This window comes from Microbulbifer sp. THAF38, from assembly GCF_009363535.1.
Lineage (GTDB): Bacteria > Pseudomonadota > Gammaproteobacteria > Pseudomonadales > Cellvibrionaceae > Microbulbifer.
Genome location: NZ_CP045369.1, coordinates 1,818,236 through 1,836,401, shown reverse-complemented (window position 1 = coordinate 1,836,401; position 18,166 = coordinate 1,818,236). Strand labels below are relative to the sequence as shown.

Genomic DNA, 18,166 nt, shown 5'->3' with positions numbered 1-18,166 from the left:
ACTCCACTCTTACAACTTACCCACAATATTCACAAACATCCCCTGGCTGTCGTAATCCAGCTGGGTGAGATCATCGGAGAAGTCGGTAAAGTTGTAGCCCACCCCCAGCTTGAGGTGATCACCAATATGGCGGTACAGGCCGACCAGTGCACCACTCTTACTATCCTGTGCGTCGGGCAAGTCGAGTAGGCGGCCTTCGATTAAGAGATCCCAGCGTTTTACAAAATGCCAGTCTGCGCGCAGTACATAGAGGCTGGCGCGGCTGTCGAAAAATTCTGGGTCTTCTCTATCCAGGCTTAACTGGCCCAGACGGTAGGCGTATTTACCGCCAAGGGTCCAGCGTTGGGTGAGATCGTAGCTGGCATCCACGGAGAAAATATGGCTCTTTTGAATAAACTCTGCCGAGGTATTTTCTACGGTTACCTGATCTTTGGTGGGCACGTTGTAGAAATAGGTGTATTTCAATAGCGTATTGAGGCGATCGTGATTCACTGGGCGGTAGGCGTAGCCCATTACCGCTTCGGTAAACTTGCCATCATAAAACTCGCCCTGAGAGCTCTTGCTGTCGGAGTAATTGAATTTGCCGACCAAGCGCCAGTCTGGGTTAAGTTGATAGCTCAGGGTGTTTTTCAGTAACCAGGTATCGCGCTCGGATTCCGTTACAGTATTTTCATCCAGTGCGGTTTCCATAGTATCGGTGCGGTATTCCACTGCCGAAGCCAAACGGATTTCATCCAGGCTATAGCCCATATTAAGACCCAGGGCGTTGCGCTCAGTTTTGGCGCCGGTGCGTGGGTCTTCCAGGGTGCCCGCTTCTACTGTTGTGCCATATGTCCAGCGGTCATTGGGCGCCAGGTCCATACCCAGGGCATGGGTCAGGCCGGTGGAGACATCGCCGTGGCTGTAGCGCTCCTCACCATACATACTCAAAGTGTCGGAATAACGGCTGCGGAAGCCGGTACTCATATTGCCTTTGCGAGCACGCACGCCGGTATCGCTGCGCTCGTTATCGAGGGTGTAATTCAGGTAAACACTGGTTCTATCGCTCACCAGGAAATCGGTACCCAGGCGCGCGGCCAAGCCGGTATCGCCGCTGGAGACTTCACTATCCATGGTGAGTCTGTCGCTCACCCGGTAGGCGCCGCCCATGCCAACCCGGTTGTTTTCCTCACGGGTGCCGGTTACTTCCACAGTGCCCTGTACAAAGCCGAAAGCACTCCAGTTTTCACCGGAATCATAACTGGCTTCCACCGCCATATCGGTGCGGTCGCCTTCGGTTTGGGTGGCTGCAACGACCTCCGAGAAATCCTCGCGGCTATCATTGCGCACGCCGGAGCTGAGACGCCAGTGGTTGTTGAGGCGGTAGCCGAGCATCAGATCTGTAGCACTGGTGTGCAGACCGAATTCCTCTTCTTTATTATCCGCTTTTAAGCCCACATCGAAACTTTCACCAAGGGGTAGGTTGACCCCGGCTCCAAACTGTGTGGTTTCGCCCCGGGCAAATTGGCCGGGGCCGGAGAAGCCGGCTTCGCGCTGCTGGTGGTAAAAATTACTTGAGCCGCGCAGACTTTCGAAGAAATCTCCCAGCTGCAGGCTACCCTCTACTTTGGTCGCACCCGCAGAGGCCTCGGGGTCTAAGGTCTGACCATTATCAAAAGTGAAACCGCCATCCAAAGAGTTTGTGGTATCCAGGTTACCACCTTCGCTGTTGGCCACTTCCACTTTCAGCCAGCTACCGGCGGTTTTGCGCAAGGTTAAATCGAAGCCTTGCAACGCGGTTTCGTTGTCGTCCTCATCTTGCTGGGTAGCACTGAGCCCCAGCTTTACGTGATCTCCAAACCAGTAATGGGCGCGGCCACCAAAGGCCAGGGTGTCCATCTCTTCAAAACCGGGAGTGTATTCGTAGCGGGCGACCAGATACTGCGGATTGCCGTTGTAGGAGCCATCCTGAATTAATAAATTATCGTTGGCCAGGGCGGATAGTGGTTTGTTCAGCAGTACGCGGCCCTGAATATAATCGATATCATAATCAATGACCGGCGAGAGATTTTTTACGGCCAGCACCAGGCCAGAGTCTTTATCCCGCACTTCCACTCGCAGGCGCTCGGAACCGTTCAGAATATCCTGGTGTCGCATGAAATACAGGGAGCCGCCGGTTCCACGATATTCATCGCGCCCGGCAATAGTACCTGGCTCCGCGCCGAAGGCATCCACCTGGAAACGCTTTTCCCCGAAGCTGGTCATGGAATCGCTTTCGAAGTGACCATTGGCACCGTAAAGAGCACGGTCTATTTGCGCCAGTTCGTTATCGGCATAAGTCGCTTTGAAATTACCCCACAGGCCGTAGTCGTCGTACTTGGACAACTTCACATAAAACTTGCCGGAAGTGGGCGCATCCTCCACTACGGTGGAATCGTCACCAAAGGTGGGGTAGTAAAGATCACTATCTAAACGGCGGAACAGGGCATCCGGGGTTTTTTCCATAAAATTGGAAAACAGATCGTCGACAGGCCCTTCTTCCGTATCCGCACTGGCGGACAAACGCCAGCCTTCTCCAAAACCACCGCTGGTATAAAATGCCAAACGGCCATCGTAGCTGACAGAATTGTCGTAGTGGGTTTCATCGCCGGTCACCAGCGCTGCTGGGCCGTTGGTTTTATCGTAGCCGATCGTGAGATCGGCAATACCCACGGTAAACCAGTCGCTTTTGGCAAATTCCAGATCGCGCAGGAACAATTCGCCATTGCCCTCTTCATCCAGAACCGCCACCTCTACGGTATGCATACCGGGATCAAAAATCTGCTCGGCCACAAACTGGCCCTGCTCGTTAACCGGTACTGGATTACCCGCCAGCCACACGGTGTGCCCTGGCGGCACCTCGGCACCGTTCACCAGCACACTGTTGCCATCCAGAGGGATATTTCGTCGCGCTAGGCGGTTCTCGCCGTAGCCAACCAGTAATTCCTGGGAGACATCCACATCTTTTGTGGACTCTTCGACCTTGTCCACCAACCACAGAGTCTGTTCGGTGGTTTCATCGAAGCGGCCTTTTCTATCGTACACCCGCAGCACATAGTGCAGTTTTTTTAACGGCGCCTGGAACTGGGAAAATTCCGCAAACCACTCTCCTTCCCCAGCTGTCAGTGGTACCACATCAAGTGGAGTGTCGCGTAGGGACTGGCCCTCTTCAAACAGCCGCACCTCGGCCTGCTCAATAAAGGTGGGATAGTTAGTATAGCTGCGGAAAACTACGCGGTTCTCGCTATTTTCGGTATCCGGGTTATCCGCATAACGGATGGTATTGGGCCAGGCTGAAACATTCAGGCGCGGCTGCATCTTTTTGTTATCGAAGCGGAACTGGATATTGGCATTATCGAGAGCCACATCGGTGCAGCGTTGCAGGTCGGCTGAGTTTTTATAAGGGTCATACTCCGGGCTGCCATCCACGGTAATACGCATTAAATTCAGCGAATAGGGATTATTGGCGATAGCCTCGCGATTAATGCGCTCGATTTCCAGGCGGTCACTCTCCGCCAGAATCGCCAGCTCATCGTAAAGTACCTGTACTTCAACCCTGGCACCTTCATCCAAGGTGAAGCCGTTGGCCACTACATCGTCGGACTGCACATAACCGCGACCTTCCGATTGCACTTGGGTGTCTTCAAGGCTGAGAAGCTCTTTTACCTGCTCCATAGCGCGACGGGCCCGTGCACCGGAAAGCCCCACATCATCGCCATAAACCATGGCTTCACGGCGATCCATACGTTTGTTTTCGCTGTAGCCAATAAAGCTCAAGCGCACATTGGCCTTGCTGGCGATTTCCGCCATGGCAGCGCGCATTCGGGTCAGCTGCGCCTGGGTAATAATCGGATCGCCATTATCGAAGCGAATGGGCGGAATATCTCCACGCAGGGATTGGTGTGCAATGGTAATGGTTTCCGCAGCCGCCGCTTCCGGGCAGGCCTGTACCCCGTCCACCGCTACTTCGAGGGGATCGTCGTACCAGAATTCCACTTCCACGCGACGGTTGAGAGCGCGGCCTTTAGGTGTGTCATTGGCGGCAATAGGCTGACTGGCACCCTTGCCGCTACTGGTAATCATGGTGTCTGGCAGGCCCAGGGCATCGCGCACTGCCAGAGCGACACGGCGAGCTTCGCTATGGGATTTTTCCCGATAAGCACTCTGCTGCTGTTCAGAACTTTCACCAATCTGCAGAGGCAACGCATCGGTGTGGCCGACAAAATGGATGACCAGATTATTTTTATTCGCTAAATTCGAGCGCACTTCGCGTATGCGGCGTAAAAACGCCTCGGGCAAATTCGTTTGCCCTGCCTGCCAGCGCAGAGGATTGACCAGGTTTTTTAAGCGCGCGCGCTGCTCAGTACCCGCGGTATAATTGAGCCTACAAACTGTTTCCTGACGACATACTTTCACGCGGTTCAGCGCCAGGGCTTCAGCGCGGGCGCGCGCCGCCATGGCTTCTTCATCCAGGGCATCGTAAGTCACCTGCACCTGGACGCGGCGATTCAGTTCGCGCCCTGCGGTGGTGATATTATCGGCGATTGGCTCAACATCACCGCGGCCTTCCACGGTGATCATTTCCTCTGGCAAGTCCAGGGCCTGCTGGAAGAAGTCTGCTACGAACTGAGCCCTGGCCTGGGTAAAGTCATCCTTATTCTCATAGTCAGCCACCAATTCTTTTTGCATGGGATCAGAATCAGTGTGGCCAATAAAGTGCAGCTTGAAGTTTGGCTTTTCACCTAATTCGGTGAGTTTTTCTCGCAATAACTCTATAGCCTCTGGGGAGACTTCATCCTCTACAGTATAAAACGGTATGGGTTCGATAAAGTCTTCCAGCACAATTGGCTCAGGCGGAGCAATAAAACTTCCTGCATCCTGCAGCCATTGATTGGCGGGGGCCCGCAGCAGCATACTTTCTGTATTACTGCCGATGGGCTTTTCCTCAAATTCTGCCTGTGGCTCCTCTATTTCTGGAGCCAGTCCGGGAATTTTTTGCCACACTTGCCACCAGCTCGACTCCTGGGGCTCAGCACCCTCAGGGGCAACTGGTTGTTGCGCTTGTGCCGGTAGCGCCAGTGCCAGGGCGATGGCCGTGGCCAAACAGCGCTCACGTCGGCGAAATGTGCGAACAGTTTTTTTTGCAACAACCAGAGCGCTCGACGGTTCCATGCTACTGCGATTTTTATCGCTATCTGCAAAGGACATTACTGCCACCCTCCTTTGCTGGGCGGCGCACCACGCCGCCAGAATACTTCCGTTTCAATAGTCAATTCGTAGTCGCCATAACTAGCTGCCCACTGCTCGGCAATTTCAGTCTTGATCGCTTGCAAACGCTCTTCCACCAAATCCGGGTCTTCATTTTCCGCGAGGTAAGACAGACGCAATACCGAAGGCGCCTCACTGAGTTTTTCCAGCAACAGTTCAATACGGGACTGCCACTGGGGACGCATCTCGGTAGTTGTCGGTTCAAAGACCGCCTCAGCCATATCCAGTCGCACCACCCGGTGCAAGCTGGCACCGAAGTTAAACTTCACCATCTTGCCTCGGGTCGCGCGCACTACACGCGGGTTTTCCGTGGTGAGACGATAGCCGCTGGGCAGACTGCGGTCGTCGAGCTTGAGCACAAAATTGGAACCGCGATCAGGATTCGGTACCACAGCACAAGTGATATGGAATCGACCGTGGGCGTCAGCGGTAGCATTGAGGCCAGTAGCACTCACCACTCGCGCACCAGGCAGACCACCTTCACCGGCATCCTGATAGCCATTCATATTTTTATCGTCGAAAACCTTACCGATCACATCGGTACAGTCGAAGGTGGGGTCTGGCACCACACGCACGGTTGCCGAGGCCTCACCAGAAGCGGCTTGCCCTGAGAGCTGGTTGAACATAGCCGCACGGTTCACGTACTTGCCCTCGCCCACACCGGAGCCCACGACCAGCAGCAGTTTCAGCTCGCGGGTCTGATCGGCTTCCACACGCAGGTCGGACCAGACCAATTGCAAACCTTTTGTCTCCGGCTCTACCGGTTCACCGTCGAGGCGCGCCGAGCCGGCCACGTATTTGAAGCCAGCGGGGAAGAAGTCCACCAACTGCAAATCTGTGAGCGGCACCGGCAAGCTGTTGCCAAAGGTAATGGTGTAAGGCACCAACTGGCTGCGAGTCACATTCAGCATGGCCGCAGTTTTGGTAATGGAAAGCGCACCCTCCAGGTTCGGGTCCATAGGAATATGGTTGTTGAACAACTGACTGTCCCCTGGAATCTGCTGGTCATCCAGAGAGAGGCGCAGGTAGTAATTGGTTAACGTATCACGCGCTTCGATATCCAGCGGCGGATGTGCCGGGGACAACTGCACTTCACAGTGCTGCGCGGTTCCCGGCACCATGTCAGCATTGCTGCCGAGGCAGGCACCCACATCGAACCCGGCAGTTTCCTCATTGGTTTGTGCAGGAATTACCAGGGATTCACCACCGACATATTTCTTGTCGGCAAGCTCTACCTTAATCAGGTAATCCGCATTGGCAGGACAAGCGGCATCATCGAAATTAATGTCGAATTTGTAGTAACCACCGGTATGGGTTACTTGGCCCTGCTGCTTTTCATCATCGAAACAGCGATCCGGCAATTCCTGCCCAGAGCTGGCACGCAGCATGGTCAGAGCAGCACCGGTAATGGGCTCACGCAGGATCGAGTTGTACACCACACCATTTGGTGTCAGCGGTAAATTCAAGTCCTGCGGATTGGCCCCTGAGTCTACAAAAATCTCACTAATACGCTGCGGACCATCGGTGAAATCGGAAACCGAGTTACCTAAAGATGCAGTATTTTCAGTGGCATCCGGTGCGGTGTAGCGCATCTCATAACTGAGACCTCCGTAGCCATTTGGAACTAGCCCTTGGAATTGGAAGTAACCGTTTTCGTCGGTCTGGATAGTTTCCAGCAAAGTATCATTGAAATAGAGATCTACAGCCCAATTCAACAATAGGCGTTCGTCCGCATCCGCCTGGTTATTGAAGTTCACATCGTGCCATAGGTAACCGGCCAAGTTGGCAATACCCGGCGTACCGCCCACATCTATGGCAACACTGGCTTGATTAGTTGAAGGAGGATCATTCCACTGTACTTCAGCGGTGTTCAGCACCGTATAACCAATTTCCAGGTTGTCGGAAAGCTTTGCCTGAAAGCGCAGTGTTGCGCTTTCACCCGGCAACAAATCCCCATAAATAGTGGAGTAATCTGCAGTAATTACCTGACCAGCGATACTGACACCATCGACCTGACCATTGAGGGTGGCAGAGTCTGCAACGTAGGTAAGGACACCATCGCCAGCAACCATTAGGTCATCAGTAATAGTCACCATGGTTGCCGGTACACCACTGATATTTTCAATGGCCACCAGGTACTCCAGCACTGCACCGGCTTCAGCTGCACCGCCACCGATAACGGCGACTTCTTTCACAATTGAAAGTAGCTGCGCATCACCCACAACCACTAGAGTCGGCTGGGCACCATTGGCCGGATTGCTATCCGCATCAGTGAGAACCAGGGGCAGTTCTTCGGCAGTGACGCTGCCCTGGTTACTAATTACAGTCCCCCTGGCAACGTCCGCATTCACCATCACATCAAAAGTTACAGTGGCCGTTTGTGCAGAAGTAATCACACCCTCATCGGCACCCGGCAGTGGTGGTGTTAGGTCATTGGAAGACACGGGCAAGGCCGTGTTCAGCAGTGACATACCGCCAGCGTTATCGGCAACAGCCACGCCATTTAGGGTCGTACTGCCAGCAACATAAGTGGTATTTGCAGGCACCTGATCGGTGAGAGCCGCCTGTAGTGCATCGACTCCCCCCATATTGGAAATTGCAATGGTGTAACGCAGTACATCACCGGGATCAACAATGCCCGCAGAAATATTGTCCACAGTAATTGCCACGGTTTTATGCGCAATCAGCAAGGGGACATCGCCCACAATATCGATTGTAGGATCGTTGGGCGCATCGGTAGCAGGATCATCCGAAGGCACTTCAGCAAAGGGACCGCTTCCTGCACCCTCGCCATTAACAAAGCCTTGGTTAGAAATCATGGTGCCATCGTTGACATCATTAATGGTGACATCAAAGGTGACTACCGCAGCTGCAACACCGGTTGCAGCCGCACCAATAAAGCCATCGGCCTCGCCATTGGTATTAATACTCATTCCAGCTGCAAGAGGAGAAGTGCCACTTACATCCGAAAGCGCAGAACCATTCAAAGTGGTGGAACCCGCTACGTAAGTGGTATTGGCTGGAATCTGGTCGCGCAGCATTGCATTAACGACATTTTCGCTACCGGTATTTTCCACGCGAATGGTATAGCGCAGAGTATCCGTCACCATCAGCAGATCCGGATCGCCTGTTATATCCGCTGAGGTTTTGTGTACCACCAGCAGTGGCTCGGAATCGATTAACACCTGAGTGGGATCTTCATCACCCTCCGCGTCAGGATCATCGGTGCCGTTAATATTGGGATCGTCACTGTTTTTGAGTAACTGGCCTGGCAACTGTACCTGAGCCTGATTCAATACAGCTGTAGCGCTATCAATAACAGGGGCGAGAGTGACTTCATAGACCAACTGAATTGAATCGCCAGCATTGCCACTTGCCGCCAAGTCAAGATTTGTCACCTTCAGCAAACCACTGCCGTGGGTACCAGCAGAAGAATCTGTTCCGCTACTATCGCTACTTGTCGGAGCAGTCACCAGCTGGAGTGAACCGGACTGGAATAGCGGCAAGCTGTTTAGTCGGCCCAGGTCATCAGTAATTTCTATACCGCTGACATCCACACCACTCAGGTTTGTCAGTGTGAGGGTGTAACGCAATACCTCTGCAGGGCTGGCCTCAGTTGCTGGACTTTCCCCACGAGTAACATTCTCAACAGTCTTGTAGAAAGTCACCTTGGGTACCGAGGCGCTCACGCTGAACACGTCCTCGTGATCAAGAACCCCAGGAGTGCCGTCGGTTGGCGCCGGGCGGGTGTACTGACGCGCTTCGGGCGCACTGCTATCCCAACTGTGCCACAGTGTTACGCCGGCAATATTGGTGAGCGTATCGCCATCGCGGGTATCCGCATCCAGGGTGGCGTCGTAACTTAGCAACAGATGGTGATCCGTAGCCAACATTGCTCCAGCGCCAATCGAGGTAAGGGTGAGCGTACAACTGGCAGCATCAAAGGCCGCATTAAAATCGGTGCCTTCGCTCAGAGTGGCAACCGCTGTACCGGCAGCGTCTGTAATTTGCGCAGCAAAATTATTTGGTGCGGTTTCACACATACCACCGGGATTATTGTCCGGCAGGATATCGGTCACGCTGATATCCCAGGCCGGACCGGTGCCAATATTGTGCAGATCCAATGTAAAGGTACCGGGCAAACCAGACTGCACACTGGCGGGGCCGGTTTTTGTCAGGGTAATCGCCGTGGGCTCCACCACCTGCATATCCAAAGTGGCATTACCGGCACCGGCGCCCTGCCCCAACGCCGGATTGTCGTTGCCGTAGTTGTAGCTGTAACTGGCGCTGTTGCTAAACAGGAAGCCATCCACATTGGGCGGATTGCTGTCGCGCAGGCGCAGAGTGATATCAATCACCACCTGCTCACCAGCCGGTATGTCGATGCCATTGGTGTTATCGGCAATCACCAACGCAGTGGTGGAACCGGTATTTTGTGGGGTAAATGCGTTTTTACCGGAAACCTTGGCCGCACCAATAAATTCCAGCTCCGCGGCAGAAGCACTCAAGTCGATCAGCACACTCACATCGTGCAGGGCTGCCGGCTGTGGCGTTTGCGGAATGGTAATACGGTAATTGAATGGCTCGCCTATCGAGGCCGTGGGCTGAGTATTTTCAATTAACAGCGGCGCGGCATTGGGGGTATTAAACTGCACACCCACTGGGGCTGTGGGGCCGTAGTCTTCGCGCATATCCAAAGCAACCGCAGTGGCTCCCAGGGAAGGCAGATTATCGCCATCCAGTGAGTAATAGGTTTCTACAGTGGCCGCATTTTGCAGATTGAGGCCCGCGCCTAAGTTGGCATCCGCCTGTACGCGATACACCATCTGCAAAGTCTGACCCGGATTAATGGCATAACCCGTTCCCGCAGAGAAATCCCAAACCGCCTCACCGGTACTGTTATCGAACGCCGGGGTAATTGCGCTGGCCGCAGCACCATTCACATTGATCGACTGCACACTGATGCCACGCTGGCGCAGGCCGTGGGGAATCAAATCTTTAAAGACCGGATCGTACGCCGGTGCTGAGCCATTATTGGTAATGGTAATGGTGTAATCGACCGTGTCACCGGCGGACAGAGTGGTACCACCTGCGGGCGTCGCGCTGATCGCTACCGCCAAATCCGGCTGCAGTAGATCCAGGGTTTCACTGTCATTGCGGGCCTCTGTACCGGTGGCCGCATCGAAGCTAAACACCACATTATTGGTGAGCACCGTATTATTGGCAGGCCAAGGGTGTACATCGCGGTTTAATACCCGAGCACGATAGCGCAGCACAAATTCATCATTAACTGCATTGTTATCGCCGAGATTGCGCAGATCGGCAATATTCCAACTTAATGTCGTTGGGCCCATCGCGGGGTCACCAGCCTGCACCGGCTCGGCAATATCACTGTGAGCGAAAGGTGCCACAGCCGCGAAGGGTGCGTTGCTATTCCCATTCACTGACACAGTACCGGCAAATACCATGCCCTGCGGCAGGGTATCGACAATCTGTGCGTTCGGTGCTGAGCCTTCGGGCAATGCCAGACGCAGCTCGTATTCCACCAGATCACCGATACGCAACTGGGCATTGCCGCTACCGTAACTGTCGTCGACACGGGTTTTACTCAGGGTACTGTCATTGGCGGCGGTCAGCTGTGCAGCGATATTTTCCAGCACATAATCATTTAAACCGCCGACACCATCGGCACCATTACGCTCGTGGGAACTGCTGTTGTCTTCATCCAGGCTGGTCCACTCAATACGTGCAGCAGCAGAAAGCGAGGCGGCCGCCAATACTTCATCTAACACCAATGCATCGAATACCAGCAGGCTGTTATTACCTGCGGCGATGTCCAGATCGCTGTTAGTACGGTTCCATTCGAGCGCTTGTGCGTTATTCACACCATCGCCAGTGACAGTGGGATCAGCCTGGGCGGCACCGGCAAAGGTGACACTGCCCGGTACAAATTGCAGGCCCAGTGAAAGCTGCTCACTGATTGCCAAATCAAATGCGGCAGAATTTTCTGTGTTGCCCGCAGCACTGAGATCCAGAGTGAAGCGCAGAACATCGCCCGCATCCGGGTCATTGCCGGGGCTGGTCTGGTTGGCTACGGTATTGGTTGCGGATAAATCCGGCTCAACAATCGTGAGCGCCGGCGCAGTGCCAACACCACCAGCCTGAGCTGCACCACCTTTGGTGGCAGCAAAGGAATAGCTGGCCTGGTTGGCAAAATTGTGCCCCGCCTGTGCGGTTGCATTATTGGCAACACGCGCACGCACCTCAAAAATCGCCACATCGCCAGCCGGAATCATATCCACGGCCAGGGCAATATTGTTATTGCTGGTGTTATCGGTAAATGCGCGGCCATTAATTTCCTGCAACTGCACCAGTGACAGGCTGGGATCGAGCACATCGGTAATCACTAAGTCGTGAATCGCCGCAGTGGTGGCGCTGCCCGGTACTTGAATGCGATACACCACTTCCTCGCCCACTGCCGCTGTGGGGGCAGTAAGCAGGGTTTTCTGTAGCGGCGTTACCGTGGTGGCAACTGTACCCATCGGATAAGGGGTTGCCAGGGGAACTGGGGCATACTGCTCGCCGTTCTTGCTGGGCAGTGACCAGAATTCATTGGCCGTAAAGGTGTTTACCCAATTTTCACCGCCGCCGATATCGGTATAAAAACCAATCTCATAATAAATATCCAAACAAGCGCCGGCTTCGATAGGCACCTGCAGAGTAAAGCGCATATCGTCGCCGCGATTGGCCGGTGCGGTGTAGTTGTAGTCAGCGCCCTGCGTCAGCACTGTGCCATCCAGAGACACCCGCAAGTTGGCGATGGAGCTCTGGTCCATCTGCGTAGCCAGGTCATCGGTCAGTGACAGATCATAGGCTGGAGCCAAACCGGTGTTGCAGGCTTGCAGGGTAAACTGCATCACATCATTGGCCGGGTTCACATTCATATGGGAACTGGGCCAGTTGGCATCGGTCTTGGTCAGATTCGCGAGGCGCGGCTGCAGCACCGTAATGCTGGCGCTGTCCTGCAATGCGCTGGCGGCACCGGTGTAATTCAATTGCGCAGTATTGGTTAGAGTGGCGGTGGGTACGGCAATGCCTGCACCGGTTTGCACCTTGGCGGTGTACTCAATCACAAAGTGATTGGTATTGCCGAAATTACTGCGAATATCCCCCAGGTTCCAAGTTACCGTACCGGTATCGCCGGCAGTGGGCACGGCAATCGCCGCATAGGAGTAATCATTTAGATTGTCATCGTAGGGGGCGGTGGTATCGCCATTCACACTGACAATGGAATCAAATTCCAAGCCGCTCGGCAGCGTATCGGTAACGGTTACCGCCGGAGTAGTGCCCGCTTGCAGGTTCAGGACCAGCTGATAGGTCACCGTGTCACCAACCCGCAGTGTGCCCACCGGGGTAGCACTATCGGAATCCGCAATCACGGTCTTGGAGAGACTGGTGTTATCCACCGTATCGATACTGGCGTTGGCCGGGCCCGCACAGTAATCATCCGGTGCAGAAATACTTGGGCAACCAGCGCCATCGCGCTCATAGGCCTGATCGTTGATGCTGCTGTTATCCAGTGAGGTCCAGTCCAGCATCACACTATTACTAATCGGCGAACCAAAAACCCCATTCACCTGGGTGCGATAGGTGATCACCAGGGTTTCACCCAACTGCAGATCCAGGCTGTTATCGCCGTTATCGCGACCCCAAATCAACGGTCCGTTCGGTGCCGCTGCCGGTGTAGCGACAAAACCAGCCACGGCGCCGCCGTTAATTAATGCGGTCGGAGTAAAGCTATTATCCAACTGCAGTTCCGACGGCAGTGTGTCCACCAGATTTAAATCGTAAGCGGCAGCGGTGGAGCCACCAGCGTGGGCCACGGTAATTTCGTACTCCAATACATCGCCACCCACCGGTAAATTGCCGGGGTTGGTTGCATTGCTCACGGTTTTACTCACCGTTAACAGGGGCTCTACCACGGTAACCGCGGCAGTTCTGTCATTGAGATTTTCCCCTGCCCCGGTTTCGCCATTGCTATAAGACAGGGTGGCACCATTGCGACGTGAGTCACCGTCGTTGGTAGCCAAATCATTGGCGATACGGGCGAAATAGGTAATGCGGATCAGTGGTTCAATGGTTCCGCCAGCAGTGTCATTTTCACTATTCGTATCGACGGTACCGATATCCCAGGTGGCATTGCCAGCAGTGTTGTCTGCGGGGAAGCTATTAAATGCGGCTTCAGAGGGCGCAGCGCCATTGATGGTCTCGATACCGATAAAGTCGTAGCTGATATCGTAATCGCTATTATGACTCAGGACATAACCTTCCGGGCTGCCCAGTTGATCCGTAATCGCTACGCTTTGGCTGATACCTTCGGGCAAACTAATTTCCAGCTGGAATTTTTTATGGGCACCGATAGTGGGGACTACCGCCGGCTGCAAATCGGTTTTACTCATCTGCAGTGGCAAGACTTCTGTCTGGGCACTGGCATTGGTTTCGTAATCATTGATAGCGTCACCACCATTGGGCAGTACGCCGATACGCATACCATCGGCGGCCCCATCGTTGCCGATGGTTTTGCTGCTATTCAATGAAATATCTTTGCCCGGCAGGGACTGCCAGCGGGCCTGAATGGTGTTATCCAGAATCTCATGGGGCTCTACACCCTGCTCTACCCGCACATCAAAGGTGAATGACTTGGTAGCGCCCACGGCGATGCTGTAATCCGCATTGTTGCGATTCCAGCTAAAGATCGGCGCATTGGCACCTATGGTAGTAACATCATCATTTTGGGGTGGATCATTACCACCGATATTGCCAACGTAAACCAACTTAGTGCCGGTCAGGTCATCGAGTACCTGCAGATTATAGGCAGCGGCGGTACCGGTATTTTCCGCGGTTACGGTTACTGTGAGAATATCGTCCGCATCGCTATTGGTTACAGCGAAGGATTTGTTGAGTTTTATCTTCGGTTCCAGCACAGTAATTTCGTGGGAGTCGAAAGGCACTACGATATTGCCACCGGCCTCATCCACATAACTCACCTGCGCGGTGGTGTAGCTACCCCCGTTACCCAGTAAATCACCATCGTCCGTATTACTGCTGTTTTCGATACGTGCGATAAATTCAACCGGGAAATCAAACAGGCTGCCGGTTACCGTTGTGAGTTCCTGGTCACCAAAATCCCACTCCACATAATCGGCAGTGCCAGTACTGGTACAGGTTGCGCTAAAAGTGCCACCGGGAATAAAACCGGCGGCATCATAGGGCGAAGCATTGAGGTTAACCGTTTGCCCTTCAATACAGCGCATACCGGCTGGCAATTCATCGCGGATAACAAAGTTACGCAACTTGGCCGCGGGGATTTTCGCGGTTAATCGGTAGCGAATTTCCTCACCAACAACGACAGTATCGCTATTGGTGCCACTGGCAGTGCCATTGGAAAGTTCCAGGGCCTGTTTAGGTTCCGCTTTTACCTCAATAATCTGCATACGCGCTTCGGCATCGGCCGTTTTATAGTGGCGTGCACGCCCCGCTGCAGGAGTACCATCCCCGACACCATCGTTGTCCGCATCACTATCGATCTGTGTGGCAGTCTGGTGGCCAAAGTCACCTTCCAGGCTGTCATAGCGGGCATAAAAGGTGTTATTGAATAGCTGCAATGGCGCTACGGAGCGATGCGGCTTTACTCGGTAATAAAGGGTTACCGAATCACCGGGATTAATTCGCTCCAATGCCGAAGAGTGCTCATAAGAGAAGGTAACAATGGCCGGAGTTCCACCATCACTACAATGGCTAGCTTCAGAATAATTATTCGCCCCGATAGTGGTGCCGACCCATCCATCGTCACCACTGTTTGTTTCCGCTGAACCATCACCATCGTTGTCCAAGCCATCGCTGCCCAGGGCCTGCACACACATCTGCCCGGTGGGATCGAGAGTATCAGTGACGACTAAATCGTAAGCAGGAGCACGGTTTACACCACCATCTGCGGCACGGTTAGTCAGGGTCAAACGGAAAATATAAGTCTGGTCACGGTGACCTTCATTCGTAAAGTCCACGAAATTTGTACAGCTGGTGCCGATACCATAGAGGTTTTCGTTACAGACTTTCTTATCGATTTCGATATGGGGCTCAGAGACGGTTACGGTTTCCGACCATTCAGTAATATCCGGGAAGCCCGGTACTGTAGTCGGAATACCGTCGATATTGGTCAAGATCCCGCTGGTATTAAAATTATCCACCACAATTGTTTCGGTATCGAACACTGCGGTAAATTGCGCGCGCGCAAAGTCGGTGCTGAGATTTGCATGTTGGTTTGGATCGGTATTTTCGGTATCCACCGGATCATTGAGCAAACGTGTAGTCATATCCGCAAGGAACCAGCGGTCTCGCAAGGTGATCTTGGAAGTCACCTCCCAGAGAAAATCTGTTTCACTGAGGGGGATGTTCAAACCCCCACTTTCTACGATATCACCGCTGGGAATTACCACACAGTTGGCCTGGGAAGTTGGGTGCGGCAGAGTGACATCGGCACAATTAAGCGGAGCATCGTTAATATAGCCCTGGCCATCAGGCAGATCATCGAGTACATCAATATCGCGTACTTCGATCAGAGTAAATCCGGGCGTATCGAATCCAAACCAGCCACCGGCCTGGATTTCAAAGCGACACTCTTCACCGATCAACACACTGTCATTGGAAAAGGCGGTTTCGGAAGTCAGTTCGTTACACTGATCAGAGCGTTCTTTGATCAGGTTAAAACCCATCACCCGCGCACGCATGCCGTCGAGGGTATAATTATTGGCCAGCTGCTTATTGGGGGTTGTTTCACTCAGCACCACTGGCTCAGGGAAATACAGTGGAGTGCCATCAGAGAGGGTTATCTCCCCTACTACATCGGCGCGGAAAGTAAGATCATCATCAGTTGCTGAATGGTTTTTCTCAACCTGAAAAACAATGCGCTCGGTCTTACCGGGCTCAATAACGCCACCTAAATTGGAACAACGATAAACCGCTGACGATGCTGGTAAATAATCCGGCTGATTCCAAAGGGGATGTGCCGGCACTGTACCAGGATTTGGCTTGCCGATCGGTGTGCAGGCACGGTCATTGGACAGCACGCGCATAGCTTCACCAAAGGTGACATACACATCGTAATTGTCCGCATCGTGACCACCGTTGTTGGTTACATCAACCGTCAGCTCGGAAGTACCGCTATCCCGCACAATATACAGAGGGTGTACGGTGCTGATATCCAGGTCTTCCGGATCCGGTGTAACCGACTGGTTTTCAACTTGAGTCGGTGGATTGGTACTGGGGCAAAAGTCTTCGTAGTCGATCGTTAGGACATTATTCGCCAGGGGGATATTACTGTTGGGGTCCTTGCCATTACCTGCAGATTCTTCCTCAACATCCAGGTCGGCCATTTTGTCGTAGAAGCTCGGCTCCGTGGTAACGATACGGAAACGGATTTGAATTTCATCCCCATGACGCATCATGTCTCGCTGATCCGAATAATCCGGATGCACCGTACTACTCAATAGGCGAAATTCTGGTTTATTATTCTTGAGGGGGTCAGAGTCCCATTGGTTCCAATTACTCCCCACACGCCATTGCAGGATATCCACCTTGCCATAATAAGTGGGAGCGTAATTCGCATCATGCCCATCATTTCTTCCGCGACGATCTAGAGTGATTTGCGGCGTATAGGTGGTATCCACCACATACTCATCGGGCAGATCGCTGACGAACTGGATATCCTTAACTGAGCCGCGGGTCTGGTTATTGATGGTAATAGTTACAAACCCGGCGGAGCCCAAAGGCTGATTCAGGTTGGTACCGGTAATGACCTGGGTAATATCGAGCGCGTCGGCAACGCGTGCATACATCGCCTCCTCATCTGAACCTGGCCCAGATCCGACAGCCGGAGAGGAAATTCCACCCACCCCAGTATCGTCATCAATTTCACAACCCCACTGTATATCCGAAACCGTATTAGTGCCGTCGCTACAAGAAGTGTTTACCTTGCCGACCAGGTAGATATTCAGAGTTGAATTTGCCGGAACATCTGTGCGGCCAGAACCGCCAGAGAAACTGCCATCCAGCTCAAAATTATTGATATTGTTGCTGGCTGAAACACACCCAGAGACACCTGGATTAGAACCATTGCTATTGGCGATAGCCTGCGCCGCTGATTCGCTGGAACAGGCATAATTGATGTCCATATTCGGGTTGGTCATCAAATCATCAAAGCGTGCATCCTGCATATCTGCATCGCCAGCATTGGAGATAGCGATACGCCAGATCACATCATCATTGATATTGCCATAAACATTATTGGTGTAGTTTGTTTGACCCGCGTCGATATTACGCCCGCGTTTATCTACGGAGGGCAGCGGCTCTTTAATACTTAACACCAGATCATGGTAATCAGTTTCGGAATCGCCACAATAGTCAAATGAAGCAGAAGCATAAATTCTGCGGTTGTTATTGACCAGGTCCTCTTCTCTATCAGCTCTGCTGCGTACCTCAAAGGTAATCCATAAAGTGGTACTTTCATTACGGGCAGCAAGTGCAGTTAAATCATTTTGATCCCAACGTATCGTGGAGCCACTAATTGTAGGCTCACTTATTATAGAACCTGAACTTACCCAAGTAGAACCGGGAACATATTCCAGCTGAGAAGAACCAAGATCTTCTGTGACCACAATGTTCTCGATATGCTGAGTTCCCATAAAACCACTGCGGATACTAGGGACCTCGATCTTGATAGCCACTTGACCATCACCACAAAGCTCGCACCAGCTGTTAGAGGAACTATGTTCAATGATATTAAAAAATGCGGGGTTATCCGGAGATGAGGGACAGTTGTGAT

2 protein-coding genes are annotated in these 18,166 nt (G+C 53.0%); both read right to left on the bottom strand.

The annotated features are described in order from the left end of the window. Positions 1-9: 9 nt before the first annotated feature. Positions 10-5,226, bottom strand: a complete 5,217-nt coding sequence (locus FIU95_RS07800) for an OmpA family protein (RefSeq protein ID WP_253868943.1) — start codon at positions 5,224-5,226, stop codon at positions 10-12. Further along, positions 5,226-18,068 (bottom strand): isopeptide-forming domain-containing fimbrial protein, encoded by a 12,843-nt coding sequence (locus tag FIU95_RS07795; RefSeq protein ID WP_172975349.1) that lies wholly within the window; start codon positions 18,066-18,068, stop codon positions 5,226-5,228. Before FIU95_RS07795 ends, FIU95_RS07800 begins: the two co-directional genes overlap by 1 nt. Positions 18,069-18,166: the final 98 nt, after the last annotated feature.